Source organism: Chitinophaga caseinilytica, assembly GCF_038396765.1.
Classification (GTDB): Bacteria; Bacteroidota; Bacteroidia; order Chitinophagales; family Chitinophagaceae; genus Chitinophaga; species Chitinophaga caseinilytica.
The window spans coordinates 232,221-257,402 of record NZ_CP150096.1; the positions used below are offsets into that span (position 1 = coordinate 232,221).

Annotated in this window: 24 protein-coding genes and 1 tRNA gene; 11 read left to right on the forward strand and 14 right to left on the reverse strand. The window is 54.0% G+C overall.

Going from position 1 to position 25,182, the window contains the following annotated elements; genetic code table 11:
- Window positions 1–17: 17 nt before the first annotated feature.
- Together WJU22_RS00970 and WJU22_RS00975 are read right to left on the reverse strand one after the other, a co-directional pair.
- Complete coding sequence (locus tag WJU22_RS00970) at window positions 18–3,221, reverse strand: TonB-dependent receptor (RefSeq protein ID WP_341841437.1); 3,204 nt, start codon at window positions 3,219–3,221, stop codon at window positions 18–20.
- A gap of 165 nt (window positions 3,222–3,386) precedes the next feature.
- Window positions 3,387–4,568, reverse strand: coding sequence for a FecR family protein (locus WJU22_RS00975; RefSeq protein ID WP_341841438.1), 1,182 nt, complete (start codon window positions 4,566–4,568; stop codon window positions 3,387–3,389).
- Between the two features lie 245 nt (window positions 4,569–4,813).
- Here WJU22_RS00975 and WJU22_RS00980 point away from each other — a divergent pair, with 245 nt between their 5' ends.
- Window positions 4,814–5,914, forward strand: a complete 1,101-nt coding sequence (locus WJU22_RS00980; protein WP_341841439.1) for an MBL fold metallo-hydrolase — start codon at window positions 4,814–4,816, stop codon at window positions 5,912–5,914.
- Window positions 5,915–5,919: 5 nt separating this feature from the next.
- On the opposite strand, the gene WJU22_RS00985 is transcribed toward WJU22_RS00980, so the two are convergent.
- The 3 genes from WJU22_RS00985 to WJU22_RS00995 all read right to left on the reverse strand — a co-directional run bounded on the left by WJU22_RS00985 (window position 5,920) and on the right by WJU22_RS00995 (window position 10,492).
- Window positions 5,920–6,528 carry an RNA polymerase sigma-70 factor gene (locus WJU22_RS00985; protein ID WP_341841440.1) on the reverse strand — a complete coding sequence of 203 codons (609 nt, stop codon included), beginning with the start codon at window positions 6,526–6,528 and terminating at the stop codon, window positions 5,920–5,922.
- Window positions 6,529–6,988: 460 nt separating this feature from the next.
- A complete protein-coding gene (locus WJU22_RS00990) occupies window positions 6,989–8,842 on the reverse strand; it encodes a M1 family metallopeptidase (RefSeq protein WP_341841441.1) in 1,854 nt (617 codons plus the stop codon).
- Window positions 8,843–8,878: 36 nt separating this feature from the next.
- Complete coding sequence (locus WJU22_RS00995; protein ID WP_341841442.1) at window positions 8,879–10,492, reverse strand: beta-N-acetylhexosaminidase; 1,614 nt, start codon at window positions 10,490–10,492, stop codon at window positions 8,879–8,881.
- Window positions 10,493–10,584: 92 nt separating this feature from the next.
- Between WJU22_RS00995 and WJU22_RS01000 the strand changes: the two genes are divergently transcribed.
- Window positions 10,585–11,625 (forward strand): aminotransferase class I/II-fold pyridoxal phosphate-dependent enzyme, encoded by a 1,041-nt coding sequence (locus WJU22_RS01000; RefSeq protein ID WP_341841443.1) that lies wholly within the window; start codon window positions 10,585–10,587, stop codon window positions 11,623–11,625.
- A gap of 1 nt (window position 11,626) precedes the next feature.
- Here the strand turns inward: WJU22_RS01000 and WJU22_RS01005 are convergent, their stop codons facing one another.
- The 3 genes from WJU22_RS01005 to WJU22_RS01015 form a co-directional block, all read right to left on the reverse strand.
- Window positions 11,627–12,397 (reverse strand): RteC domain-containing protein, encoded by a 771-nt coding sequence (locus WJU22_RS01005; RefSeq protein ID WP_341841444.1) that lies wholly within the window; start codon window positions 12,395–12,397, stop codon window positions 11,627–11,629.
- Window positions 12,398–12,481: 84 nt separating this feature from the next.
- A complete protein-coding gene (locus WJU22_RS01010) occupies window positions 12,482–13,645 on the reverse strand; it encodes a hypothetical protein (protein WP_341841445.1) in 1,164 nt (387 codons plus the stop codon).
- A gap of 98 nt (window positions 13,646–13,743) precedes the next feature.
- Window positions 13,744–14,688, reverse strand: coding sequence for a hypothetical protein (locus WJU22_RS01015; RefSeq protein WP_341841446.1), 945 nt, complete (start codon window positions 14,686–14,688; stop codon window positions 13,744–13,746).
- Between the two features lie 260 nt (window positions 14,689–14,948).
- Here WJU22_RS01015 and WJU22_RS01020 point away from each other — a divergent pair, with 260 nt between their 5' ends.
- Window positions 14,949–15,965, forward strand: a complete 1,017-nt coding sequence (locus WJU22_RS01020; protein WP_341841447.1) for a FecR family protein — start codon at window positions 14,949–14,951, stop codon at window positions 15,963–15,965.
- A gap of 320 nt (window positions 15,966–16,285) precedes the next feature.
- Here the strand turns inward: WJU22_RS01020 and WJU22_RS01025 are convergent, their stop codons facing one another.
- On the reverse strand, window positions 16,286–17,026 hold the full coding sequence (locus WJU22_RS01025; protein ID WP_341841448.1) for a 3-oxoacyl-ACP reductase family protein: 741 nt from the start codon (window positions 17,024–17,026) through the stop codon (window positions 16,286–16,288).
- 74 nt (window positions 17,027–17,100) lie between these two features.
- Here WJU22_RS01025 and WJU22_RS01030 point away from each other — a divergent pair, with 74 nt between their 5' ends.
- Both WJU22_RS01030 and WJU22_RS01035 read left to right on the forward strand, forming a co-directional pair.
- The gene (locus WJU22_RS01030; protein WP_341841449.1) at window positions 17,101–17,448 is read left to right on the forward strand and encodes a winged helix-turn-helix transcriptional regulator; all 348 of its coding nucleotides are present in this window, start codon (window positions 17,101–17,103) and stop codon (window positions 17,446–17,448) included.
- 71 nt (window positions 17,449–17,519) lie between these two features.
- A tRNA-Glu gene (locus WJU22_RS01035) sits at window positions 17,520–17,591 on the forward strand.
- A 17-nt stretch (window positions 17,592–17,608) separates the two neighbouring features.
- Here WJU22_RS01035 and WJU22_RS01040 read toward each other — a convergent pair.
- A complete protein-coding gene (locus WJU22_RS01040; protein ID WP_341841450.1) occupies window positions 17,609–18,715 on the reverse strand; it encodes a PDDEXK nuclease domain-containing protein in 1,107 nt (368 codons plus the stop codon).
- A 250-nt stretch (window positions 18,716–18,965) separates the two neighbouring features.
- Here WJU22_RS01040 and WJU22_RS01045 point away from each other — a divergent pair, with 250 nt between their 5' ends.
- Window positions 18,966–20,006, forward strand: a complete 1,041-nt coding sequence (locus tag WJU22_RS01045) for an endo-1,4-beta-xylanase (protein ID WP_341841451.1) — start codon at window positions 18,966–18,968, stop codon at window positions 20,004–20,006.
- 19 nt (window positions 20,007–20,025) lie between these two features.
- On the opposite strand, the gene WJU22_RS01050 is transcribed toward WJU22_RS01045, so the two are convergent.
- Together WJU22_RS01050 and WJU22_RS01055 are read right to left on the reverse strand one after the other, a co-directional pair.
- Entirely contained in the window at window positions 20,026–20,388 is a 363-nt protein-coding gene (locus WJU22_RS01050; protein WP_341841452.1) for a TfoX/Sxy family protein, read from the reverse strand.
- Window positions 20,389–20,407: 19 nt separating this feature from the next.
- Entirely contained in the window at window positions 20,408–20,824 is a 417-nt protein-coding gene (locus tag WJU22_RS01055; RefSeq protein WP_341841453.1) for a DUF1761 domain-containing protein, read from the reverse strand.
- A gap of 181 nt (window positions 20,825–21,005) precedes the next feature.
- Here WJU22_RS01055 and WJU22_RS01060 point away from each other — a divergent pair, with 181 nt between their 5' ends.
- Complete coding sequence (locus WJU22_RS01060; RefSeq protein ID WP_341841454.1) at window positions 21,006–21,326, forward strand: helix-turn-helix domain-containing protein; 321 nt, start codon at window positions 21,006–21,008, stop codon at window positions 21,324–21,326.
- 23 nt (window positions 21,327–21,349) lie between these two features.
- Here WJU22_RS01060 and WJU22_RS01065 read toward each other — a convergent pair whose 3' ends face one another.
- Entirely contained in the window at window positions 21,350–21,649 is a 300-nt protein-coding gene (locus WJU22_RS01065) for a HigA family addiction module antitoxin (protein ID WP_341841455.1), read from the reverse strand.
- Between the two features lie 15 nt (window positions 21,650–21,664).
- Window positions 21,665–21,946 carry a type II toxin-antitoxin system RelE/ParE family toxin gene (locus WJU22_RS27225; RefSeq protein ID WP_423737361.1) on the reverse strand — a complete coding sequence of 94 codons (282 nt, stop codon included), beginning with the start codon at window positions 21,944–21,946 and terminating at the stop codon, window positions 21,665–21,667.
- 245 nt (window positions 21,947–22,191) lie between these two features.
- Between WJU22_RS27225 and WJU22_RS01070 the strand changes: the two genes are divergently transcribed.
- From WJU22_RS01070 to WJU22_RS01085, 4 genes are all read left to right on the forward strand, one after another.
- Window positions 22,192–23,334 (forward strand): helix-turn-helix domain-containing protein, encoded by a 1,143-nt coding sequence (locus tag WJU22_RS01070; RefSeq protein ID WP_341841456.1) that lies wholly within the window; start codon window positions 22,192–22,194, stop codon window positions 23,332–23,334.
- Between the two features lie 108 nt (window positions 23,335–23,442).
- Window positions 23,443–24,063: a DUF2306 domain-containing protein gene (locus tag WJU22_RS01075; RefSeq protein ID WP_341841457.1), complete on the forward strand. Its 621-nt coding sequence runs from the start codon at window positions 23,443–23,445 to the stop codon at window positions 24,061–24,063.
- Window positions 24,064–24,105: 42 nt separating this feature from the next.
- Window positions 24,106–24,408 carry a DUF1330 domain-containing protein gene (locus WJU22_RS01080; RefSeq protein ID WP_341841458.1) on the forward strand — a complete coding sequence of 101 codons (303 nt, stop codon included), beginning with the start codon at window positions 24,106–24,108 and terminating at the stop codon, window positions 24,406–24,408.
- A 16-nt stretch (window positions 24,409–24,424) separates the two neighbouring features.
- A complete protein-coding gene (locus WJU22_RS01085) occupies window positions 24,425–25,174 on the forward strand; it encodes a GNAT family N-acetyltransferase (protein ID WP_341841459.1) in 750 nt (249 codons plus the stop codon).
- Window positions 25,175–25,182: the final 8 nt, after the last annotated feature.

The following is a 25,182-nucleotide window of genomic DNA, read 5'->3' on the forward strand; positions in this document are numbered from 1 at the left end:
ATGCTTTTGGATGATTGTTAGAAACTCAGCTGGATACCTGCGGTAATGGTTTTAACGGGCGGCAGGCGGATGCCTTGCGTTTCCGGGTCCATTCCCTTATAGTTCGTGAACGTCAGCAGATTTTGCGCGTTCATATACACCGAAGCACTGTTCAGCTTGATTTTACGTGCGTATTCAGACAGGTCGTACCGCAGCGAAACGTTCTTCAGGCGGATGAAGCTGGCGTTGCCCCACACCGCGCTGGATAACCGGTAAACGTCGAACAGGGTGTTGGCGGGGTTGGTGGTGGCACGGGGAACATCGGTCACATCACCCGGTTTCTGCCACCTGTCCAGCGCCTCCCGGCCCTGGTTGAAACGCGTTCCGTAAGCGTTCGCCAGCCGTCCGTAGTTATATTCGCCACCTTCCTGCTCCACGAACTGGAAGAGGAAATCCAGCGATACTTTTTTATACCGCAGCGTATTCTGCAAACCGCCATAGTATTCGGCCATCGCGTTACCGAGGATCACGAAATCCGTGAATTCCACCGGCCGGCCGCCGCTGCCGTCTTTCGTCCAGAAAACGGGCACACCGGTAGCCGGGTCCACATATTCGTACTGGTAACCTTTCACGATGGTAAGCGGCTCGCCTACCACGTATTTGTCGCGGTAAACGGTTTTCTCGATGCCGTCGAATTTCTTCAGCTTGTTTTTCGGAATGGTAATGTTGAACGAAGACGTCCAGGAGAAATGATCACGGCGGATATTATCTGTTGTGATGTCCATTTCCCAACCGGAGTTCTGTACCACTGCATCGAAGTTGTCGCGCAGGCTGGAGAAGCCTACCTGCGGCGTGAGCGAAAGATCGATGAGCTGGTTATCGGTGAGACTGTAATAATAACCGGCATTGACAAGGATGCGATTTTTCAGGAAACCCAGCTCGATCCCGCCTTCCGATTTACGCGATTCTTCCCAGCGATATTCCGGATTGGCGATGCGGGAAGGTGTGAGACCGGTGCTGCCGTCGTACACGTACGCGCTGTTGGAAGCGGCCCAACTGGCGAGGTAATCGTAATATCCGATGTTATCACTTCCCACGGAACCATAACTTCCGCGCAGCTTACCGTGCGACAACCACGGTAATTTCTTTGCCCAGGACTCTTCCGAGAAAATCCACGCGGCGCCCACAGAGCCAAAATTGCCCCAGCGGTTATCCGGCCCGAACCGGGTGGAACCGTCGCGACGGAACGTGGCGTTCAGGACATACTTGCCATCCCAGTTATACGTAGCGCGACCAAAAATGGAATTATAGCGGTACATATAATAATTGAGGTTCTCGTTGCGGACGCCGGCGGAATCCAGGATGTGCATGAACTCTTCGCCGGAGAACCTGCTGGCATCGGTACGTTTCCCGTCGCGGACGCTCTCCTGCCAACTGGTGCCCACGAAAACGGAAAGGTCGCCCTTGCCGATGGCGCGTTTATATTCCAGTTGCGGCTCCACCACGTAAGAATGCGCTTTCACATCGCCGAAATACGTAAAGGCGTTGGCGGCGTTCTGCGCGTTCAGGCTCGACGGCGGTGTGATCTGCATCTGGTCCATGGAGTTGTGCGTGTACCCACCGGTTACCCTTGCCGTAAGGCCGGGCAATACCGTGTAGCGGATTTCGCCGCTGGTGATGAGGTTCCGGGATTTGGAAGCATACGTGCGGGAAAGCGGCGCGATGGGATTCTGATCGCTGCTGAACCAATAGAATTTCCCGTCGCTGTCATACACCGGGAAGTTCGGCGAGAGGTTATATACGTAAGACATGTCGCTGGGCAGCGAATTGCTTTTATCGCCGCTGTAGCTGGCGGAAACTTTGAACCCGAAGCGATTGTCTTTGCTGTTATGATCGAGGCTGAAGCGGCCCGTTCCCCGTTTGTACGCAAGATCGTTGGGCAGTACGGTGGATTCCTTTCTCCAGGTGCCGCTCAGTAAATACCGCGTTTGCTGCGTACCCCCAGACATCGAAAGCTGCGCTTCCGTTTGGTTGGCCGTGTTGCCGATGAGGCGTTTCTGCCAGTCGTTCGTTTCGGTCTGGCTCCATTCCAGCAGATCCGGTGCATTATCAGTCGAAGGTGTAAGATTATCATTGGCGAATGCTTCCTTCCGCATGGTAATATATTCGGAAGTGTTCAGCATCGGCATGCGGTTCACCACTTTGCTGCCGCCGCTGTAAACGTTGGCATTTACGGAAAACTTGCCGCTGCGGCCTTTCTTGGTGGTGATCATCACCACACCGTTGCCCGCGCGCGAGCCGTAGATCGCCGTTGCGTCTGCATCTTTCAGCACATCGATCCGCTCGATATCGGCGGGGTTCAGCGCCGCGAGGGGGCTTTGGTTGCCGCCGGCTACGGGGATGGTCGTGTTCATGGGTTCGTCCAGATACGGTACCCCGTCAATGACGTACAACGGCCCGTTGGCCTTCAGCAGCGAGTTCTGGCCGCGGATGGTGACGTTGAACGAGGCGCCCGGCAAGCCGCTGTTCGAGGAAATGAACAGGCCGGGCACGCGGCCCTGCATGGCGGCGAGCGGGTCAGTTACCGGGCTGTTGGCAATGTCTTTGCTTCTCACGGAAGACACGGAGCCGGTGAGGCTTTTCCGCACGGCGGAGCCATAACCGATGACCACGGCTTCGTCGAGCGCGCTGATGTTCGGTTTGAGGCGGATGCTGAGGGCGCTGGCGCCTACGGTCACTTCCTGCGGTTCGAAGCCGATGTAAGAAATTACCAGCACATCACCGGGCTCGGCGCTCAGTTTGAATTTCCCGTCGGCATCGGAGGTGGCGCCCGTCTGGGAACCTTTGATGCGGATGGTGACCCCGGGCAGCGGGGTGCCGTCCGTTCCGGTAACGGTACCCGTCACTTCCTGTCTGGCTGCTTTGGCGGAAGGAGCGGCGGGAGCAACTGGTTTCGGTTTGATGAAAATGGTCTTGTCCTTCACGGAATAATCCAGCGGCTGGTCTTTAAAAACCGCCAGCAGGAAAGATTCCAGCGGTTGATTGCTGGCCTCTACCGTCACTTTTTCAGCACCGCGCAACAGGTCCCGGTCGTAAAAGAACAGGTACCCGGTCTGGCGCTTCACGGCAGCAAACACTTCTTCCAGCGAAGCGTTTTGCAGCTTCACGGTCACCCGTTGGGCATAGGTAGTGGCGGAAACGTTGAGGCAGGCCGCCAGGATAAGAAATGCTGTCCATCTCATGATACGTCTGAGTTTGGTTGAAAGCAGCCCCTTTCCAAAACAGGGGCCGGCATGATCGGTCAATTGCATAGATTTGCATTGTCTGGTTAATAGTAATTCAAGTTCGTTGCTAAGATGCCTGACATTCGCCGGGGGTGGGTCCAATCACCTCCGGTTTCTGTTTTTTTATAATGGTTGTATGATGATCTTCGATCCTTCGATGGTGAACGAGATGCCCGAAACCCGCAGTCCATCGAGCACATCCTGCAGCGGCAGGTCCCGTTGAATTTCGCCGTCGAACCGGCGGTCGGGCACATTTCCGCGATATTCCACTTCCACGTCGTACCACCGTTGCAGTTGCCGCATAACGGCTTTCACGTCTGCGTTTCTGAAATAGAAAACGGCGTTCCTCCAGGCCAGGGCTTCTTCCACATCCGGCCGCGCATCCACCACCGGGGCGCCGCCGCTGATCGCCGCCTGTTGCCCGGGCGCCAGTTTCCGCGTTTGCCCGGCCGCCGTCACGGCCACCGAGCCTTTCACCAGCGTGGCGCGGATCGCAGGCTCGTCGGCATAGGCGTTGATGTTGAATTCCGTTCCCAGCACCGCCACTTCGGCCTTCCCGTCTACCGCCACCGTAAATGGTTTCGCGGCGTCGGGGCGCACCTCGAAATACGCTTCGCCCGTCAGCTCCACTTTCCTCGCTCCCGGCCCGAACGCCACGGGGAACCGCAGCGATGATCCGGCGTTCAGCCACACCTGCGACCCGTCGGGCAAAGCGATGCGGAACTGTCCGCCGCGCGGCGTGCGCAGGGTATTGTATTGCAACGCCCCTTCCTTTCCGCCGGGCTGGTACACGAGCGATCCGCCGTGCTGGCTGGCCGTGGCGCCCTGCTGCGCGAAGGTCTGGTTGCCGGCGCTGTCCAGCGGAATGGTGGTCCCGTCTGCCAGGGTGAGCACGGCTTTGCTGGTGGCCGGCAGGATGGTTCGCTGGACCGCGGCCACGGGGGCTTTGGTGGCTTCCTGCCCCGGCTTCCAGAGCCAGATACCGGCTGCGGCAGCTACGATAACGGCCGCAGCGGCCCACCAGCGGTAATCCATGCGCTTCACTTTCTCCCCTTCGCTATCCGCCGGGGCGGGAAAGTGTTTTTCGGCAAACCGTTGCCAGGCGGCGCCTTCGTCGGGCACACCAAATTTCTGCAGCCGGCTTTGCAGGCCGGGCGCGCTGGTCATCCGTTCGTAAAACGCACGATGTTCCGCATCGGCGGCCAGCCAATCCTGCAGTTCGCGGGCCTCGGCTTCCGTCTGTTCGCCGCGCAGTTCCTTCAGGATCAGTTCGGCAGGTCGTTGTATCAGTTGTGGGTCCAACATCAATATTTTTATGGATTACTATAGAAACAACGGGTTTGTTATTTCGATGACAAGGTTTGATGGATTTTTTTGAAGATTTTTTAGACCGGCTCAAATTTCAATGGCTTTGTTCGCCCGGAAATTATCCTTCCGCAACAAAATTTTCCTTCCTCCCCAAAATATTTCCCTTTTTCGATCGTCAACTTAAACAACCGCGGGATGCGGCCGATCTATCCATGAAGAGATTATATAAAATACTGAAATACATGATGTTAGTACTGCTCGTACTGGTAATGCTGCTGACCGTCACTACTTATTTTTATATGAAGCGCCCCCAGTTCGGGGCCTTACCGGAAGGCAAAAGGTGGGAATCCATACAAAAGTCGCCGCACTTCAAAGAGGGCCGCTTCCGCAATCTCGTGGAAATGCCCGTGATCGCTGAAGGGTATTCCATGCCGGGGGAAATTTTCAAAACCCTCTTCAAAAAATTCCCCAACCGCGAGCCGGTAGATTCCCTCCCGTCGGTTAAAACCGACCTCCGCAACGCCCCGCGCGACAGCGACATGATCGTCTGGTTCGGGCATTCGTCGTTCTTTTTGCAGCTGGATGGCGTGCGTTTCCTCGTAGACCCCGTGTTCAGCGGCAAAGCCTCGCCCCTGCCGGGCGGCGTGAAGGCCTACAAAGGCAGCGATGTCTACACCGCCGCCGATATGCCCGATATCGATTACATGCTCCTTTCCCACGACCATTACGACCACCTCGATTTCGAAACGGCCGTGGCCTTGAAAGACCGGGTAAAATTCGTGATCTGCGGGCTGGGCGCGGGCGCGCACTACGAAAAATGGGGATACCGGCCGGAGCAGATCATCGAAAAAGATTGGTACGATCAACAGGAGATCAAACCGGGATTTACCATCTTCACCGAATCCACCCATCATGATTCGGGCAGGGGATTCACCCGCGGCCAAAGCCTCTGGCTGAGTTTCTACATCCGCTCGCCCCGGGGGAGCGTCTATTATAGTGGAGACGGTGGATACGACGGCCGGTTCCAGGAGATTTTCCGTAAACATGGCGCGCCCGATTGGGCGATCATGGAATGCGGCCAGTACAACGAAGCCTGGCACTCCGTGCACGAACTGCCGGAAGAAGTAGCGAAAGCGACGGAAGAACTGCATGCCGGGAACCTGCTGACGGTCCACCACTCCAAATTCACCTTGGCGAACCACCCGTGGAACGAGCCACTGGAGAAGATTTCAGCATATTCACAAAACAAGCCTTACCGGCTGGTAACGCCCATGATCGGGGAACCTGTCCGGCTACACGATCACGCACAACAATTTGAACAATGGTGGAAAAAGATACAGTAACCCTGCTAATGGAAGTGCCGGGTAAACGCCAGCCAGGCGTAGAATACGGGCAGGAGATCGCGTTTGAGAAGAGCCGCGCGGATGAGTTTCAGGGCGCGGAGCTTCTGGGTACGGACGGTGTTGTAGGAAATGGACAGCTCCCCGGCGATCTCCTCGTTTTTCTTCCCTTCCAGGTAACTCATCTTGAAGATACGCCGGCATTGAGTGGGCAACTCATCGATCTCCCGGTACAGACTGGCGATGATCTCGGTCTCGGCCAGCCGCGGGTCGAAAGCGCCCGTGTCGGGAAGAGCGTCGCCGGCAAGGTAAGCATAGTCTCTATCGCGCGATTGCTGCCTTTCCTTTAGTTTGAGATGATTGAGGCATGCGTTGCGGACAGACACGTACAGCCAGGAGCGGAGCGCGGCGGCGTTGGGGAACACCGGCCTTTTATCCCACAGCCGGGAAAACACTTCCTGTATAAGGTCTTCCGCTTCCTGCCAGTCGTCCACGATAGTGCCGGCATAATAGCAAAGCGCCTTATAATGCTGCTGAAAAACTAATCTGAAAGCTTCCTGATCTCCCAGGGCTATCCGCTCCAGCCATTCCTGTTCCGTATTTCGATGCGCAGGCAATAAAGTCCTCCCGGTTGTTTTGTTGGTTTCGATTCGAAGCTTTAAAAATACCAAAAATCAGCCGTTTTCCCATCTTGTCCGCTTTTGAAACGGCGTGTCCGGTTTCGTAAACTGTCGTTCCGCGCGCACCGGTCGTCATAGAGCCGCTCCTTCCGGTTTTTCCGCCCATCGTTGCCCATCCATCGTCAAACCAATGCCCAGCCGATGTTTTCCGCCACCGCCCGAAAGCGGACAACGGCGCCTCCCATCCTCCACCCTTCCCATTTCACTTGCCGTCCGCCATTTCCGGTACTAATTTTACACCGCAGTTAGTTTAACAGAATTTTAGTCAGTTGCGCATGAAGGTTAGACCATACGCCGCTGTGGGCATACGGTGCAGAACGTATGTTCCGTTTGTTCTCCTCAAAAAAAGGGCAGCCATTTCTGGCCGCCCTTTCCTTATTCCAATTGGTACGAACTTTTACTTTTTGATGATCTTGTCCAGCGTTTCCTGCGCCAGCGGATGATAGTTACCGCGGTATTTACCGTAAATGGAACGCGCCATGGCCGTACCTTCCGGCGACTTCATCATCTCCGAATACAGCGGCGTGAGGAATTTGCGGCGCCCCACCTCGCTGAGGAACTTTTCCATATTCCCGAAAGCCGGCTTATACCCCGCCGCAACCGACATGATGAACCACTGGTTCGCCACCTCACTGTTGCCGGTTTGGGTGAACCGGAATGCCCCGTCCAACTGCTGCATCTGCGCCAGCTGCAAAGGTTTCGGCATTTTGCGGAGGAAATGCAGCCATTCGTGGGACGTCCAGCCCTTCGTTTGCAATCCACCCGCGGCATCGCCTTTGAGGAATTTCTCCCTTTCCGCATCCACCTTCCCGAACCGGGCTTGCGGCACGCGCGGGCAATTATCCGGGATCCCCGGGCCATAGACCCAGTCCTTCACCCGGATCTTACTCACCAGCGCCGTATCCCCTTTCATCAGTTCTGCGTTGAAATATTCGAGGAATTGCTCGGTAGACATGGTTTTGAACGCATGCGAATTGAAATATTTATACAGGAACGAATCGATTTTCTGCCTTCCCACTTCTTCTTCGACACGGCGGAGGAAATGCGCGCCTTTTTCATATGCAACGTCCGTGAGCCCGTCTTCCGCGCTGCGCCCTTTCAGGTCGAGCTTCAGCCAGGTGTCGCGGCTGTCTTTGCCGAGGTCGTTCACGGTTTCCTGCATATCCTGGTACCCCAGTTCCCACAACATATCGGCGTAATCGGCGCCCATCATGGCTTCCATGATCCGGCGCTCGAAGTAGACGGTAAACCCTTCGTTGAGCCAGAAATCGTCCCAGGTGGCGTTGGTCACGAGGTTGCCGCTCCAGCTATGCGCCAGTTCATGCGCGATGAGCGACACCAGCGAGCGGTCTCCCGCAATGATCGTAGGCGTTGCGAAGGTGAGGCGCGGGTTTTCCATGCCACCCAGCGGGAAGCCGGGAGGCAGCACCAATACGTCGTATACGCCCCAGCGGTAGGGCCCGTACAGCCCCTCGGCCGTGGTCACCATTTTGCCGACTTCCGCGAATTCGTAATGCGCCCTGTCCAGCATCGCCGGCTCGGTATACACGCCGGTGCGCCCGTCTATGGCGCGATACGCCACATCTCCCACGCCCAGCGCCATGAGGTACGCCGGAACGGGCTGGTCCATCCGGAAATGATACACCCCGCTATCGTTCTTCTGGCGCGGGTTTTCGGCGCTCATGAGGGCCATGAGGTCTTTGGGAACGGTCACGCGCGCGGTGTACGTAAAGCGGATACCGGGGCCGTCGGGGCCGGGAATCCAGGTGCGGGCATAGGTGGGTTCCGACTGCGTATAGAGGAACGGTTGTTTCTTGCCCAGGGTCTGCGCGGGTTCCAGCCATTGCAGCGCCGTGGCCGTGGTGGCGGTTTTGTACCAAATGCGCACGAGCGTATCGGATTTTTCGATGGGCACGTTCAGGCGATGGCCGAGGAACGCAACAGCGGAATCCAGCGTGTGCGGCACTTTGCGGCCGCCGGCGGTCACGCTGTCGATCGTGAGGCCGTCGGTATCGAGGCGGAGCACGGAAAGGCCGTCGGGATTGGCGAAATGCCAGGCCGCCGAACCTTCGATACGGTGCGCGGCAAAATCCACCCGGATGTCGAGGTCGAGGTGGCGGATCCGGATGCTGTCGGCGTTCGACAGGGTATGGAGGTCCCTGGCCGGCGGCGTGTCCGCGGTTTGATCTTTGGTTTCCGGGGATTGGCAGGCGGCGGCGAGGAGCGCCCCTGCCAGCAATGCATATCTCATAATTACAGGTTTGTTTCGGTGTTTTGACGGGTTGCCTTAGCGCAGGGGCTCCGGTGTTTTCTTCGGCGATTCCATCACATACAGCCCCCGTTCTTTCAACAGCGGGATGAATTTCGCCAATCTTTTCTCAAATCCCGCGAAATCCTTTTTCTCCGGAGCCGTCCACGCCGCTTCGGCCATGGCCAGCAAGCGCGGGAAGGTCATGAAATAAAGGCGCTCTTCGGATTGGATGACCTCCGTCCACTGGTTGGCCTGGTAGCCAATGATCTGCCCACGGTTGGCGGCAGTTATGGCCGGATAATCGTTCAGGTTGAAATCGTACACCCGGCGAAGCGGGTTGAACTCCTTGCCCATTCGCCGCCCCACAGTATGGGAACTATCCTGCACGAAATCGAAATAAAACGGCAACCGCGGGCACATCACTACCTTGTACCCCTTATCCAGCGCGTTTTTCAACTGCTCGGGCCTTTCCTGCCGCCACCAGAATACGATGGTTTCGTTCACCGGAAGGTCGGCCGCGGTCACTTCGTCCCAACCCAGCATTTTGCTTTTAATGGCCATGAGCGAGTCAGACATGCGGCGGATGAAGTAATGCTCCACATCCACCAGCGTTTTCATATTCTCGCGCTTCATCAGGCTTTGCACATGCGGATCGGTGTTCCAGCTCGCGGACCCGAAACTCACTTCGTCGCCGCCGATGTGGATCATTTTTGCCGGGAACAGGCCGTTCACTTCCCGGAGGATGTTCGTCAAATATTGATAAGTCCCCTCTTTCCCGGGATTAAAAGTGAATTCGGGATATTTCGCCGTGCCGCCGCCGCTGAATTCGGGATATGCCTTGTTGGCCGCCGTGGCATGGCCGGGCATATCGATCTCGGGGATCACGGTGATGCCCCGCGCCGCCGCGTAGGCAACGATTTCCTTCACGTCTTCCTGCGTATAATAGGCCGCCGGCGCCAGGGTATCCGTTCTGTTGCCGATGCCGCCCACAGTCGCGAGCCGCGGATACTGTTTGATCTCGATGCGCCAGCCGGGCTCGTCGGTCAGGTGCCAGTGGAAACGGTTGAGCTTATACAACGCCATTTCGTCCAGGAGTAATTTGACGGTTTTCTTCCCGAAAAAGTGGCGGGACTCATCCAGCATGAAACCCCTCCAGGCCATGGCCGGGGCATCCTGAATCCGCCAGCAGGGGACGGATATCCCGGCCGCTTTTTTCCCGGAAACCCGCGCCAGCTGGACCAATGTCATGACACCATGAATATAGCCGTCGTCGGAACCGGCTTCTATCTTTATGTGTTGGGGATTGACTTCCAGCTTATACGCATCGCCCTGTTTCAGGACACCGCCGACAACGATCAGGGGCGGGAACGAATCGTCCGGGTTGCCGGCCAGCGATTTGATATATTTTTCCCGGTTAACGGAATGCGCGATTTTCACTTTCACGCCGGTATGTTTCAGGAGCTCCTGCTGCAGGAGGTCTCCCACGGCATTCTGCCAGGGATCGATCACAAAAATTTCCGTGTTGGCGCTTATCGTAAACTGGCCTTTCAGCTTGTCGGCCTGTTGCGGCCTGGGAATAACCGGGCATTCCTGCGCCTGTGCAAAAAGGCTGATGGCAAAGGTCGTAATGAAAAGGAGCGTTCTGAACATGGTCGTTGGTGGAATATTGGTTGAAGTTTTAAAGATAATCATCAATTCCGAACGAACATATTTACTACCTTTCTCCTCCAAACGCGAAAATCATGCTGAACCTTAGCCTCAATTACCCATCGGTACCGAAAGAAATGGAGATTTTCCGGGAATTTACCAGCCGGCTCAACGAGCGCGACCAGTTCGACCTCCTTCATCCGCCCTACGATCCCCTCAACGAATATGCCCTGTCAGTTTTAGGGAGCCATCTCCGCTTCGATCCAGCCGCCGTGGCCGTTACGCCCGTGCCCAGCGCCAACAGCGGGCTTTTCACCATCGCAAAATACCACCGCCCACAGACGGCCGGAGTGGCCATCGAGCCGTTTACTTTCCCGGGCTGGCGCATGATCGCGTCAGACGCGGGTTTTAACCTGCATGTGGTGGAATCCGACGGGGAAGGCATGCTGCCGGAAAAACTGGCGGAATGCCTCGAAAAAAACGACTGTAAACTTATCTACCTCCAACCCACGCTGCATAATCCCACGAACGCCGTCATGAGCCTGGAACGGAGAATGGCTATCGCGGAAGTGGTGCGCAGTTTTCCGGGAACGTATATCGTGGAAGACGACGCCTATCGTTTCCTCCATGCCGATCCGCCGCCGTCGTTCCTGGAACTGGCGCCAGACGTGACGATGCATGTATTCAGCCTGTCGAAGCCGTTCAACCCCATGTTGCGGTCGGGCTATGTGGTGCATCCGGCGGAATTGCTGAAAGGCGCGTCGAATTTCGTCAAAATGACCAGCAGCGGCACTTCCACCCTTTTCAACCAGTTCGGCGTGCAGGTCATGGCCGGCGGATGGCTCGGCAAACTCGCCGACCTGAAGCGCGAAGCCGCCACGGCCGGGCGTGTGCTCATGGAAAGTTATTTCCGCGGGAAGGAATATCTCAGCCACCCGAACAGTTTCCATTACTGGATCCCCTGCCGCGAGCCGGAAAAAGTGACCGCTTTCCTCCTTTCACGGCAGGTAGACGTCAGCAACGGAAAAATGTTTTCGCTGACGGCCGACGATCAATATATCCGCGTGGCCCTCGGCGGCGCGTACGACGCGCCCGAACTGCCGGAAGCCCTGCGCATGATCGCCGAACTGACCTGATTCAGTCCATCTCCTCGATCCGTTTCAACAACCCGTCTTTCAACCGCGTGAGGAAAGACGCCATCTCCTTTTTGCGCATGCGGATGTCGCGGAAATTGCTGTACACATTCCCGAAATCCACGTCCAGCGAGTTTTCCAGCCATTCAAACACCTGTTTGATATCGGCTTCGCCGTTATTGAAACTGCCGTTGAGGTGAAGGGCGTACCCCAGTTCCACGAGGTCGGTTTTGGATTCCGTCCACCGCAGCCGTGGCTTGTACTGGAGGTTCCGGGGCAGGGCGTAGAGGTTTTCCAACCGCGTGATCAGGTATTTGCTGACCCCTTCCAGCGCGATCAGCTCCGCCAGCTTGAAAGAGGTGACGGTGCAGAAACGCGTGTCCAGCATACCGTCGAGGTCAACGGGATATTCGTTGTTGTAGGTGCTGTTGCGCAGGAAATATTGTTCGTCCCGCTCCGTGGCGCCGCCGCGGAAATAGAGGAACAGCGCGTTATGGACTTCAAAAAACATCGTGATGCGCTGCAGTTCCTGGTCGAGGAACTTGTGGTAATCGTCGCGGATGGTCTTGGGCCTGTCGGCCTCGATCCGGAAGAGTTGTGCGTAATAGATTTTTTTGGCGAGGATATGCGGCTGGATGTGTTTGAAGAAAAATATTTCATCGATAGTGCTGTCGAAATGCTGCGGCACGAGGTGTTTGAGCTGGGTTACGGAATCGTCGGCCAATTGCGCGCCGGTTTTGAAACGCTCGAGGAGATTGGGAACTTGGGCTTCCATAGCCATGAGATCTCCTTCCAATTTTGACAGGATTTGCCTGAAATCGGTTTTCATATGCATGTTGTTTTCCGGATAAGTAATGGGTTAGTGATCGGCGCTGGTACGCATCTGCGATTCATAATCGTTGAGCCTGTCGAGGATTTTCCCGATCCATTGTTTGCAGGCGGTGACGGTGGACAGGCTCGGGTTCTGGTACTTCACGCGAAACGCGTCTTCCGCTATGGTATCGGCTTTGCGGAGATGCAGCATGTCGGCCAGGGAAACGAACACCTGTTGCAGCGACGCGGTTTTCACCAGGCCTTCTTCCAGGTATACCCGGGCCATGAGCGCGGCCTGGGGCACGGTGAGGCGGGTGGTCCACGGCGCGCCGTCGGCGTTGCGCGCAACCGGCGCCATGAGGTGGCGGATGAAGATGCGCTCTTCTTCGAGCCAAACGATCAGCTGGTCGCGGATGGGGAAAGATCCCGGGCGGAGGCCTTTTTGCCTGTCGGCCGGCGGAATGCGCTTCACTTCGCGGAGGCACCAGGCGAGCACGCGCATCCGTTCGCGGAAGCTGCGGTACTTTAACATCTCCCGGCGCACGGATTCCACGCAGAACACGAAATAGCCTGCGGCATTGAAGTTGAGGTCTACCAACAGGTGGTGCACGTCAATCATCGCCCTGTCTGCCGTGGTGCTGCCCGGGTAGGTGAAAAAGAGGAGCCGGGTGAGGAGGTCGCGGAGGAAGAAAATTTCGCCGAAGGTGATGCGTTCTTCCGGGCGTTCGAGGAAATTCCAGACCGGCTCGAGCATGAGGCGGCGGAAGGGCGCATCGATGTTGAGGCGCCCCATCCCCCGTTCGGCCTGCAACATTCGCGGGAGCAGAATGGAACGGGCAGACCGGGCGTAGGCGTGAGGAAGGAGGAGATCGGGCGCGAGATCATCGCGGAAATGCTGTTCGAGGCCGGTCATGACCTGGAGCAACTGCTGCGTGGCGGCGGCGTAATGCCGGGTGAAGCCCTGCGTGCCGGGCGTGTCTTCATAACTCCGCAAAACATCGAGCAGGCGGGCGATGGTGCGCTGCCAATACCTGACGGCGGCCATGCGCCGGGAATTGCCGGCGGGGAGGTCAGACAGGCGGAGGAGCAGCGCGGTGACGCGGTTTTTCTCGGATTGCAACTGCTCCAGGCATTGCGGGACTTCCCCGATCATTTCGGTGAGCGCCTGTGGGCAAAGTTGCACGGTTACGATGTGGTTGAGCAAAGTCATTGGCTTACTAAAAAAAGGTGAAGCTGGAATATCGAACGGCCGGCGCGCGATTACACAAACATATTTGTGAGACTGATTGGACCGGTGAGCGATTCGGATCATTGCGACACGAAAATGGTGAAACAATGCGGACCGCTTTCACAGGTGGGAAATATTTTCTCATGTCTGCCGGCTGAGGGGTTAACCGGGGCGAACGCACGAACATTAAGAGTTCCAGGTGGTAAAAAGATTATGCATGAAATGTTTTTCTTCCTTGATCCACTGCAGGAGCTGATCCCGGATGGAGCCTTTGCCGGGGTACAGCGCATACTCGTTGGAGGGCAGGTAGCGTAATTCCTTTTCGTACCAGGACAGGAGGCCTTTTTTTCCTGCAGGGTGCGGAGGCCAACGGCTCTTCTGCGGAGCACTGCGGCGGCATGGCGGAGCAGTTCGGGGCAGTTGAAGTTATGGGCGAAGAGGATGAACAGCGTTCGTTCTTCGGGGTCCATGTAGTAATGATGGTCGGGCTCGCGGAGGTCGCGCATGAGGCGGCGGAAGTATTGTGCGGTGCCGAAGGTGGGTTGTGCGCCATCGCGGCGCAAGGGCGCGAAGATGATCTCCATGAGCCGCGGATCGGCGCCACGGTCCAGCAGTTCCGCTTCCGTTTCCCGCATGCGGGATTCCTGCATGGCGAGGATGTGTTGGGCGTAGGGCCCGGGGAGGAAGAGATCTTTGGCGAGATGTTCGGGGAAATATTGCTCGAGGGCCATGATGAGTTCCATGAAGAGCGTGGTCGCTTCCCGGTAAAACGCCTGCAGCGCGGGGCCGGCCTGTAGCTCGAATAGATGGAGCACATCCGTGATGGCGACGAATTGCAGCTGGTACCTGCGGACCGCCTGTGCGGATTCCGCGGAATCGGGCTGGCTTTCGATCTCCAGCATTTGCGCCGTCATCCGGAGCTTCGCCGCGCGAAGCGCCGCGAGCAGGCCCGGTACGTCTGCGGGATGGGAAGATAGTTGCGCCGGCATCAACCGGGCATATACTAACTGATTTACGCTGTCCATGATTGATAACTTTAATTGGCTGCGATGGGGTTCTCTCAGGCTAATACAATATGTAATTAAAGATGGCCGATGTTCCCGAAAGGGTGAATTAACAACTGTAGATTTTGATGGCCGGAAACATGCCCTGTTAACAAATCCCCGCGCTTCCGCGGCCTGTTTGCGGTGTAAAATTTCCATCCATTAACAAACGAAAAAAATATTCCGGTTTTTTCTTTCCGACGTTCACCCCACATACCTCAAAACTGTATCTATATATTCGGATGGAAAATGAAAATCACATACGCATCCTGCTCAACAAAGAGTTATTCGGAACGATTACTCCCGAAGAGCAGCAAGCGTTGGATGATTTACTGGCTACCAGCGCAAAGGCGCGCGCCATCAGGAGCGAGATGCGGGACCCGGAACGGTATGGCGGGCAGTCGGTTTTTCCGGCGAAGGAATTGGAAGCGGATTATTTCGCCGTGTTGCAACGGCATCGCCGCCGCCGCATGCAGCGGATATGGAACTGGTGGATCGGCGCCGGGCTTACGGCAGGGGCCGCCATCACCGCCCTGCTCATCTGGCCGCGCGATCCTGCACCCGAACCTCCCCAGGCCGTGATCCCTGCTGAAATACAGGAAATCACCCTGCAGTTCGCGAACGGTGAAACGCTCGCTTTCCGGGATGGCGGCCAGCAACGCTACCGCGTGCAATCCACCGGCATCGTTTTCGAAAACGGCACACTGCACTTCGAAAGCGGCACCACGGGCGCCCCGGGATGGAACAGCCTCAACGTTCCCCCCGGCCAGGAAACCCGCCTCCAGCTGGAAGACGGTACAGCAATAGTCCTGAACAGCGCATCGAAGATCCAGTTCCCCTTCCACTTCGGCTCCGGCATCCGTGAAGTGTACCTGGAAGGCGAAGGTTACTTCCGCATCGCGCCCGCCGGTAACCGGCCATTCGTCGTCCACGCCGGCCAGGCAGACATCCGGACGAAAGCAGGCATATGTAACATCAACGCATATACGCCAACAAACGTATCTGCCCAGATCGTGAACGGCATGATGGAAATGGAAGCCGGAGGCGTAAAGGTACCTGTCTCCGCCGGAGAAGAAGCCACCGCCGCCACCGGGAAAACGCTCACCGCCGCACGGATGCAGGACCAGTACAGCCTTTCCTGGCTGAAAGGGGAACAGTTTTTCAGGGATTTGCCCGCCGCAGATGTAAGAGATGTCATCGCCCGGTGGTTCAATACCACGTTATACATCGATTCGCGGGAAGCGGAAAAAAATTATTAAATGGAAGGATTTATCGCAACCAAACGCTTTCCGAATTTGTTGATAACATGAACGCGCAAAACGAAGTGGAGTTTTACTGGAAAAACGGTTTGCTTCACTGCAAATAAAAAAGACTCAAAATAGTTGTGTAGATAAATGATAGCGTCCTCCAAAAGGAGCTTAGACTTTCAAAAAACCGCTCCCGTAAGAGCGGTTTTTTGATCCAGCCAGCAGAAAACATGTGTAGATAAATTGATAGCGTCCTCCTAAACCGAGGCAAACAAGAAAAACCGCTCCAACTGGGGCGGTTTTTTCATGCTGTTAAAGCTGGGGAAGAAAGGTTAAATGTTCGTTCCGCCGTCTACCGTAAATCCGGCACCGGTAATAAATCGACTGTCTGGCCCGGCGAGGAAAGCCACCATCGCAGCGATATCTTCCGGTTTTCCGTAAGTCCCGAGCGCCGTGATAGAACGCTGATAATCGGACCCCGGGCCGTCGGCCGGGTTCATATCCGTATCGATGGGGCCGGGATGGACGATGTTCACATTGATCTTCTTCGGGCCCAGTTCCCGCGCCAAAGCCTTGGTGAGCCCAGTGATGGCGGCTTTGCTCGTGGAATACAGCGCGCATCCGCCGAAGGTGATCCGGTCTACCAGGCAGGTGCCGATATTGACGATGCGCCCACCGTGCTGCATGTGCTGCACCGCTACGCGGGATGCGGCGAATACGGCGCGGACGTTCACCGCCATGGTTTCGTCGAAATCTTCGAGGGAGCATTCTTCCAGGGGTTTGATGTTGCCGATGCCCGCATTGTTGACGAGCACATCGAGCCGGCCGAAATGTGCCGCCGCCTGGTTCACCGCCGCTTCCACGGCATGCGGGTCTTTGCTGTCGGCCGCAATGGCGAGAGCTTCCACGCCGAGGGCTTTCACTTCCGCTACCAATATTTCCGCTTTTTCTTTGGATGATTGATACGTAAACGCCACATTGGCGCCTTCCTGCGCGAGCTTTTTCACGATGGCCGCGCCAATGCCCCGGCTGCCGCCGGTTACGAATGCTGATTGCTGATGTAGATTTTTCATACAGCAAAACTATTTCAAACACTTTACCTTTGCAGGTACTGACGCGATTGTCAAGTACTAACATTAAAGTAAGTATGCGTAAAGCCAACTCTACGAATAGCATCAACGAAACCCGGCTCCATCTGCTCTGCGGCATGTCTCACGCCCTGTCCGTCATCGGCGGCCGCTGGAAAGCATCGATCCTTTTCAGTCTTACCGACGGCTGCAAGCGGTACAGCGAATTGCGGAAAGACATTCCCGGTGTTTCGGAAAGGATGCTCGTGGCGCAGCTCCGCGAACTGGAGGCCGATGGACTGGTAGCGCGTACCGTATTCCCGGAAGTGCCGCCGCGTGTGGAGTATGCGTTGACGGACTTCGGCCGGTCTACCCAGCCGATGTTGCGGGAGATTTCCGCCTGGGGAGCGAAGCACCGGAAAAGCTGACCGGATATTTTTTCAGATATTTTTTGGAATTGTAACGGAATCCCCTACCTTTGCAATCCCAAACGGGAAATGCCGCGTTGGTCAATCGGCTAAGACGCCTCCCTTTCACGGAGGAATGACGGGTTCGACTCCCGTACGCGGTACGAACAAAAGAGATGGTCTAATCAGCCGTCTCTTTTATTTTTTGCACCTTTCCTCTCTCCTCCTTCAAAATCCTTTCAAGTTCAACTTCACTCGGTAGATTGATAAGATACTTTGACACGAATAATTTGTGTGTCAAACCCGCTGTCGCATACCTTACCAATGCTTCATTCTTTCCAGAACAAAGTATGATACCAATAGGCGGATTATCTCCGGAAACGGACTCGTTCTCTCTGTAATAATTTAGATACACGTTCATCTGGCCTGCATCAGCATGTGAAAAATCGCCCAGCTTCAAATCTACCAACACATGACATTTCAGGATACGATGATAAAAAACGAGGTCTATTCGATAGTGCGTATTATCAAAAGTGATGCGTTTTTGCCTTGCTTCAAAACAAAAGCCCTTTCCAAGTTCTAATAGAAATGATTGCAAATGATCAATAATTGCTGCCTCCAGATCACATTCGGTATATTGCGCTTTATCTTCTAACTGAAGAAACTCAAGCAGATAGGGATCCCGAAAAAACTGTTCCGGCACCAGCGCATCAACACTTGTCCGTTCGCAACGAATCTCCCTATGATCGCTCAAACCTGTTCTTTCGAATAAAAGGCTGCTCATTGCACGTTGTAATGCTCGTACAGACCAGCTGTTCCTAAGAATTTCGGCTTCGTAAAAGAAACGACTGGCATCAGAATTGGCCTTAAACAATTCAATAAAATGAGAAAAGGATAGCCGATCCAATAAGTCCCCTGCGGGATGGCAAATTGCTGGTGGCTTGCATGCCGGAGAATCTACAACTATTTGACATCCAATATTTTCAAATTCAACAGACACTGTCTGATGAATCTGTGGATAAAGCAAATAGAACTGTCTGAACAATCTCAGGTTAGTTGCAGACATTCCTTTAATGCCGGCTACCTTTAAATTTTGAGACAACCGCTCAAATAAATGTTGGCCATATGCTGCCCTATCCTCTCCATCCTGCTCATACTCAACTATATAGTAGCCTATTATCCAATTCCTTATAGTATACGCGGCATTTACCTGCTTATATACTTTATTGAGAAAGTAAGTATTCGTTTCATGTATTTTTCCAGCTAGCAGTTGAAGATTTGTAATCATCTAAAGTGAATTTTTCGGGAGGTTAACAATCGCTAATTATCAAATTTTCCTGCATGAAACAGTTAAACTCGTGTTATTAGAAAAAAGGGTGAGGGGTCCTCAAAAAATCCATGCTCGCACATTTTCCAACGGAAGAAGAATTTGTAAAATATACGTACGAATAGGTCACAACGGACAAATAGTAACAAACACATTGCGAATAGCCAACCAGATTTGTATTTTAGGGATTATGATAATATCGTCCCGCCTGTTGCTTTCAGTTATACTCCTGTTTTCCACTGCCGCCTCTTATGGTCAGCACACCGATAAAGGTTTGAAAGACTTTTACGCCAACTACTTCCCCATCGGCGTAGCCATCACGCCCCGCCATTTGCAGGATTCCGCCACCAGCGCTTTCATCGTCAGGCATTTCAATAGCCTTACCGCGGAGAACGTGATGAAAATGGAGCCCATCCACCCGGAAGAAAACCGCTACAACTGGGGCGGCGCCGATGCCATCGTTCAATTTGCCACGGAAAACGGACTGAAAGTAAGGGGCCACACCCTCTGCTGGCACAACCAGGCACCCAAATGGATGTTTTACGACGCAAACGGCAAACTGGTGAGCAAAGACGTGCTGCTCGACAGACTGCGCAAACACATCTACGATGTGGTAGGCCGTTACAAAGGGAAAATCTATGCCTGGGATGTCGTCAATGAAGCCATCTCGGACCAGCCCGGTGAATTTCTCCGCAATTCGCTATGGTACCAGATCTGCGGGGAAGATTTTATTGCAGCGGCATTCCGGTACGCGCACGAAGCCGACCCGGACGCCGTTTTGTTCTATAATGATTATGGCACAGAATTTCCGGGAAAAAGGGACAAGGTCTACCGCTTACTAAAAACCCTGCTCGATGCAAACGTACCGGTGCATGCGGTTGGTTTGCAAGGCCATTGGTCCATCAACGACCCAACAAAGGAATTACTGGTGGCTGCCATCGAGAAATATGCATCGCTGGGGATTAAAATGCAGGTTACGGAGCTGGACGTATCCGTTTACACCAACAATAACATGCCGGAACAACGCAGTTTTACGGCTGAACAAGACCAGCTGCAGCAACAGCAATACGCCATGCTTTTCGAGACGTTCAGGAAATACCGCGACAAAATTACCGGCATTACTTTCTGGAATGTTTCAGACCGCTTTAGCTGGCTGGATAATTTTCCCGTGAGGGGCCGGAAAAACTATCCGTTACTGTTCGATGCAAACCTTCAGCCCAAAAAATCCTTCTGGAAAGTGATCGATTTTTAAGCGGTCCTTCAAATATCGCCTATTTCTTTTTCGACGGCCCTACCCGCTTCGACGATTTAGCCTGATCGTTATATGCCAGGCACAATTCAATCCAGAACACGAAATCCTTCCTGCTTTTATACCCTTCCGGTGCTACATAGCAATAGCCCGGTAACTCCTTCCCCTTCATGATCATGGGAAGAAATCCCGTCCTTTCCGATAACGCCTCCGTTTGATCAGGATCGAACCGGCACATGAGCCTGTCTTTCGACACATTGACGCACATTTTATCCCCGACCATAAAAGCCAAACCGCCAAACATCGGCTTCTCCGTCAATTCCAACACCTTTTTATCATACAAGTATTCCCTGACACGGTCTGCCAGGCTGAGATCATACGCCATGGTGATTCGTTTTATTTGCCTATCCCATCAACCCGATAACGAGCGACATGCTTAACATCAGCACGAGCTGATACCCATTATTTATCCAGGTCAGCTTGGCAGGTTTCAGCTCGAACGCATTATGCGTAGCCAGCGTGGTGGCTGAAAATGCCAGCCATGCCACGAACCCGGTCAACAGCGCAACACCGGCATTCTTCGTTCCGAAAACGATGCTGCCTGCATGTATCAAAATGGCCAGCGCAATTGCGGTGATGAAATTAGCAAATAAAGTAATGACGATCGGCCGCTTACCCGCTGCCTGGGACGCCGCTTCGCCGATACCGGTCAATTTTCTCCAGACCGGCCCGAATGCCGTTTTCCGATACCAGGTTTTTGCACAGATCATTCCGGCGACGGTCGCCAAAACAACAGCAAGCCAATTCACTTTAATGTCCATATAGTCAGGTTTTAAGTTTAATTTGCACTTGCGATTTGCAAGAACTAAAATAAATAAGTTCTTGCAAATTGCAATAACTATTTTCGTTTTTTTTATGGAAAAGAGCAGATCTGACTGTCCGATTAGCTGTGCGCTGGATATTTTCGGCGACAAGTGGTCTTTATTGATTATCAGGGACATTATGTTACGGGGGAAGGTTTCCTACAGTGAATTTCTGGGGTCGGAGGAAAAAATAGCCACCAACATCCTGGCCAACCGGCTGGGCGTGCTGGAGAAGGAAAACATCCTCGTCAAGGAAACATCGCCGGCTAACAAATCGAAGTTCCTTTACAGCCTGACCCAAAAAGGCGCCGATTTACTGCCGATCGTTATCGAGATCATGGATTGGGGAGCGAAATATAACGCCAATTCTCCCCGGCGCGAGCTTGGGAAAAAGATCCAGCAGAATAAAGCTGACGTGATCAGGGAATTGCGTGAGGAATTGAAGAAGAAGGTGAAGTGAAAGACATACTTACGGTAACTTGCTTAAACCGCGCGACCAGGTTTAATTCGATGTATATGCGCAACTTTCCCGCTATGCTGTACTTTCCAAAGATCATATTTCGCTTGCAGGCTCAACCAAAACTGCGCATCAACACCAAAACCTTTCTCTAAACGCAAAGCCATTTCCGCAGTAATTGCTGCGTTCTCATTTACTATTTCCGATAATGTTTTTCGACTTACTTCGAGCCCTTCAGCAGCTTTTGTTATCGTCAAATTCATTTCTTTCAGGATGTCTTCCCGCAATATTGCACCTGGATGACTTGGCTTCATTGCACGTTTCATAAATCAGCGGATTCATTAATGATAATCAGTATAGTCGACATCATAGATATTTTCATGCTCAAATCTGAATACGATACGATAGTTTCCGGTAATCGTTATCGACCAAAACCCTTTTAAGTCTCCCGACAAACTATGCAACTTATACCCCGGGATTTGCCGCAAGGGCTCGAGCGTCTTGATGGTATCCAAAACCGATAATACTCGTCTGATCTTGTCCACTTGCGCCGGCGGCAGTTTTGAAGGATCATTATTTTCCCACAACAACCGCAACTTCTTGTGCGCGATGGTCTGTATCATTTCAAAGTTACAATGTAACCCCAAAGGTTACAAATTAAATTTCACAAAAAGCAAAATCCGTCTTTGGGCCGCGACATGCGTTATAGTTAATGCTATTTATAAAGAGCGCATATCTTATGATGGGGTGAAGCACCGGGGAACAGCACGGCTCGATTCAATTTAACCAGCGATCCCAGATTGAATTTTTTTCAGTTTAATTCAATAATTTTATCAGCGATCTATAATAACCGCATTTTCCAACGCAGATGCTCCACATAGCAGGAATCATCATTTCCATCTTTCTTGCATTCCTACTTTTTGCCAAGAAAGGCAAATCCGCCGCCGATCCCGTGCTCGCCGCCTGGCTCGTCGTGATTTCGTTTCACCTGCTTTGCTATCACCTCCTCATCTCCGGCGCCTACACCGGATTTCCGTACCTCCTCGGCACCGAGATCCCCCTTCCGCTCGTGCATGGCCCATTCCTGTATTTGTACACAGCATTACTCACCGGGCAAACGCAACAACGCATCCCCTGGCCCATACATTTCCTCCCGGCCGCCATCGCCTATCTCCTGCTGTCGAAATTTTATTTACTGCCAATGGCAGACAAAATCGCGGTATACGAAAACCATGGAAAGGGATTCGAAACCATCACCGCCATCATCCGCTACCCCATCGTGCCTTCGGGAATTCTTTATGTGGTATTGTCGCTCATGATGCTGCGGAAACACCGGGTCAATATTTCGAAGCAATTCTCCTATTCCGAAAAAATCGACCTGAACTGGCTGGTCTACCTGGCCCTGGGCATGGCCGCCATCTGGCTGTCCATCATTTTCGGCGGCGATGTTTCCACCTTCATTTTGGTAGATCTCTTCGTTTTGTTCATCGGGTATTTCGGGATCAAACAGGTCGGAATATTTACCAACCGGCCGGAACCCGCCCTCCCGCAAACCCGCGAAACACCGCTTCCGGAAACCATCCTTCCTTCCGAGACCCCGAACCACAGCGCCGAAAAAACCAAATACCGGAAAACGGCCCTGGGAGATGACATGTTGTCAAAAATCCACCAGCAACTCACCGGGCTCATGGAGTCGGAAAAACTTTTCACCGATCCGGAATTGAACCTGGACGACCTCGCCGCCCGACTTTCCGTCAGCAGCAACGCCCTGTCGCAGGTCATCAATTCCCTCGAGCAAAGGAATTTTTACGACTACATCAACGACCTCCGCGTCCGGGAATTCAAACGGCTCGCCGTTCTGCCCGAAAACAGCCGTCTCACGTTGCTGTCGATCGCCTACGAAGCCGGGTTCAATTCCAAAACCTCCTTCAACCGGAACTTCAAAAAAGCCACCGGCATCTCCCCCCGCGAGTTTTGCCAGCAGGAAAAAATCCTTCCCGACCCAGAATAACCCTAGCAAAACGGCCCATTCGCCCCGGCGGCACCTCGAAAAGAGAGACCACCTTACCTTCTGGAACGTTCAATACCCGCAACCACGCTTCCTTTGCCGAAAAAACGCATGGCAAAAAAACTTTCCTGGGGACTAGTGGCGATCCTGTCGATTTTCATCGGGCTGTATCCCGGCCTGTTCCTCACCGGCAATCAAAAAGCCGGCATCCTTAACATCAAACCTGAATCTCTTTTTTCCAATCCTTTCTGGCTGATCAGCTTTTACACACACATCACCCTCGGCGGATTGGCCCTGTTGACCGGGTGGCTACAGTTCAGCCAAAAAGTCAGGGCCGCAAGCATTGTATTGCACCGCACCCTCGGCAAGATATACGTCATTTCCGTGCTGGTGAGCGCGGTGGCGGGGATCAATATTGCCTTTTACGCAACCGGCGGATGGCCCACCGCCCTGGGATTCATGAGCCTGGGCATTACCTGGTTTTACACCACGCTACAGGCTTACCGCTCCATCCGGCAGGGAAACATCCTGGCGCATGGGAACTGGATGATTTATAGCTACGCCTGTACTTTCGCGGCGGTCACCCTCAGACTCTGGATGCCGTTGCTGGTACCGCTGTTCGGGAGTTTCATGACGGCTTATACCGTTGTAGCGTGGTGGTGCTGGCTGCCCAATCTTGCCGTCGCCCATTTCCTGACCAGGCAGCCGAAATCCATGGTTAAAATTCGATAACTTCGTCCACCAACATTCTTTAACCCGTCAACGCCTACAACCATGGCAGTCTATTACATCAACAGTTACGACATCACCGATCCCGAACTGTTCAAAACCTACGGCCCGAAACTCCTCCCCATCCTCCGCAAATACGGCGCGGAAATCCTCGCGTCGGATACGGCAGGGATTGCGGTGGAAGGGAACCCCAGGCTCATGAACGCCGTGGTCAAATTCCCGTCCGAAGAAGCGGCCATGCAATGTTACAACGACCCGGAATACCAGCCCGTAAAGGCGATCAGGCAGCAGGCCACCGCCAATTGCACCATGGTTTTGGTGAAGGAATTCCAGCTACCGGCGAAATAATTGCAAAACTAACGGCATGAACTGGTCGATCCGAAAAGCCTCCCTGCAAGACATCCTCCCGCTGCGGCCGCTGTTCCTCCAGGAAAATAATTTCCAGATCAGGTACAACGCACGGCACGAACGCGGCTGGACGGATAGCTACCTCATTTCCACCGACGGCGGTGCCATCGGTTACGGCGCTGTGGCGGGCAAAAACGATCATGGCGACCGCGATAGCCTGTTCGAGTTTTACCTCATGCCGCCATTCCGGTACCTGGCTACGGAGATTTTCGCGGAACTGCTGCGGGTTTCGGGCGTTACTGAGATTACCTGTCAAACCAATGATCTGTTTTTTTCGTCGCTGTTCTACCGCTTTGCAAAGAACATCCGGGCGGAGGCTTTCCTTTTCAGCGATCAACACACCACTCATTTCAGGAAGGAAAACCGTGTGTTCCGGAAACGGGAGGCGGGCGAAGTGATGGATCGGTACGAAGAAAACCAAATGGGTGGTTATGTGGTGGTAGAGGACGGGAAACCCATTGCCACAGGAGATTTCTACCTGCATTACAACCCGCCGTTCGCGGACTTGTGGATGGAAGTGACAGAAAGTCACCGGCGCAAAGGGATCGGCAGTTTCCTGCTCCAGGAACTGAAAACCGCCTGCTACCTCGCCGGGCGCATCCCCGCGGCCAGGTGCAATATCGATAACGAAGCTTCCAAAGCCAGTTTACTGAAAGCGGGGCTGCAAGTGGCGGGATGTTTGGTGAGCGGAGACGTAAACGGGTGATGATTTTA

Bases quoted from the DNA above. Each gene is read 5' to 3' on its own strand.
- WJU22_RS01040 (WP_341841450.1), bottom strand. From the start codon at position 18,715: ATGATTACAAATCTTCAACTGCTAGCTGGAAAAATACATGAAACGAAT.
- WJU22_RS01015 (WP_341841446.1), bottom strand. From the start codon at position 14,688: ATGGACAGCGTAAATCAGTTAGTATATGCCCGGTTGATGCCGGCGCAA.
- WJU22_RS01050 (WP_341841452.1), bottom strand. From the start codon at position 20,388: ATGGCGTATGATCTCAGCCTGGCAGACCGTGTCAGGGAATACTTGTAT.
- WJU22_RS00995 (WP_341841442.1), bottom strand. From the start codon at position 10,492: ATGTTCAGAACGCTCCTTTTCATTACGACCTTTGCCATCAGCCTTTTT.
- WJU22_RS01030 (WP_341841449.1), top strand. From the start codon at position 17,101: ATGCGTAAAGCCAACTCTACGAATAGCATCAACGAAACCCGGCTCCAT.
- WJU22_RS01055 (WP_341841453.1), bottom strand. From the start codon at position 20,824: ATGGACATTAAAGTGAATTGGCTTGCTGTTGTTTTGGCGACCGTCGCC.
- WJU22_RS00990 (WP_341841441.1), bottom strand. From the start codon at position 8,842: ATGAGATATGCATTGCTGGCAGGGGCGCTCCTCGCCGCCGCCTGCCAA.
- WJU22_RS01070 (WP_341841456.1), top strand. From the start codon at position 22,192: ATGCTCCACATAGCAGGAATCATCATTTCCATCTTTCTTGCATTCCTA.
- WJU22_RS01075 (WP_341841457.1), top strand. From the start codon at position 23,443: ATGGCAAAAAAACTTTCCTGGGGACTAGTGGCGATCCTGTCGATTTTC.
- WJU22_RS01080 (WP_341841458.1), top strand. From the start codon at position 24,106: ATGGCAGTCTATTACATCAACAGTTACGACATCACCGATCCCGAACTG.
- WJU22_RS01085 (WP_341841459.1), top strand. From the start codon at position 24,425: ATGAACTGGTCGATCCGAAAAGCCTCCCTGCAAGACATCCTCCCGCTG.
- WJU22_RS00975 (WP_341841438.1), bottom strand. From the start codon at position 4,568: ATGTTGGACCCACAACTGATACAACGACCTGCCGAACTGATCCTGAAG.
- WJU22_RS01010 (WP_341841445.1), bottom strand. From the start codon at position 13,645: ATGACTTTGCTCAACCACATCGTAACCGTGCAACTTTGCCCACAGGCG.
- WJU22_RS01060 (WP_341841454.1), top strand. From the start codon at position 21,006: ATGTTACGGGGGAAGGTTTCCTACAGTGAATTTCTGGGGTCGGAGGAA.
- WJU22_RS27225 (WP_423737361.1), bottom strand. From the start codon at position 21,946: ATGATACAGACCATCGCGCACAAGAAGTTGCGGTTGTTGTGGGAAAAT.
- WJU22_RS01000 (WP_341841443.1), top strand. From the start codon at position 10,585: ATGCTGAACCTTAGCCTCAATTACCCATCGGTACCGAAAGAAATGGAG.
- WJU22_RS01025 (WP_341841448.1), bottom strand. From the start codon at position 17,026: ATGAAAAATCTACATCAGCAATCAGCATTCGTAACCGGCGGCAGCCGG.
- WJU22_RS01065 (WP_341841455.1), bottom strand. From the start codon at position 21,649: ATGAAACGTGCAATGAAGCCAAGTCATCCAGGTGCAATATTGCGGGAA.
- WJU22_RS00970 (WP_341841437.1), bottom strand. From the start codon at position 3,221: ATGAGATGGACAGCATTTCTTATCCTGGCGGCCTGCCTCAACGTTTCC.
- WJU22_RS00980 (WP_341841439.1), top strand. From the start codon at position 4,814: ATGATGTTAGTACTGCTCGTACTGGTAATGCTGCTGACCGTCACTACT.
- WJU22_RS01005 (WP_341841444.1), bottom strand. From the start codon at position 12,397: ATGGAAGCCCAAGTTCCCAATCTCCTCGAGCGTTTCAAAACCGGCGCG.
- WJU22_RS01020 (WP_341841447.1), top strand. From the start codon at position 14,949: ATGGAAAATGAAAATCACATACGCATCCTGCTCAACAAAGAGTTATTC.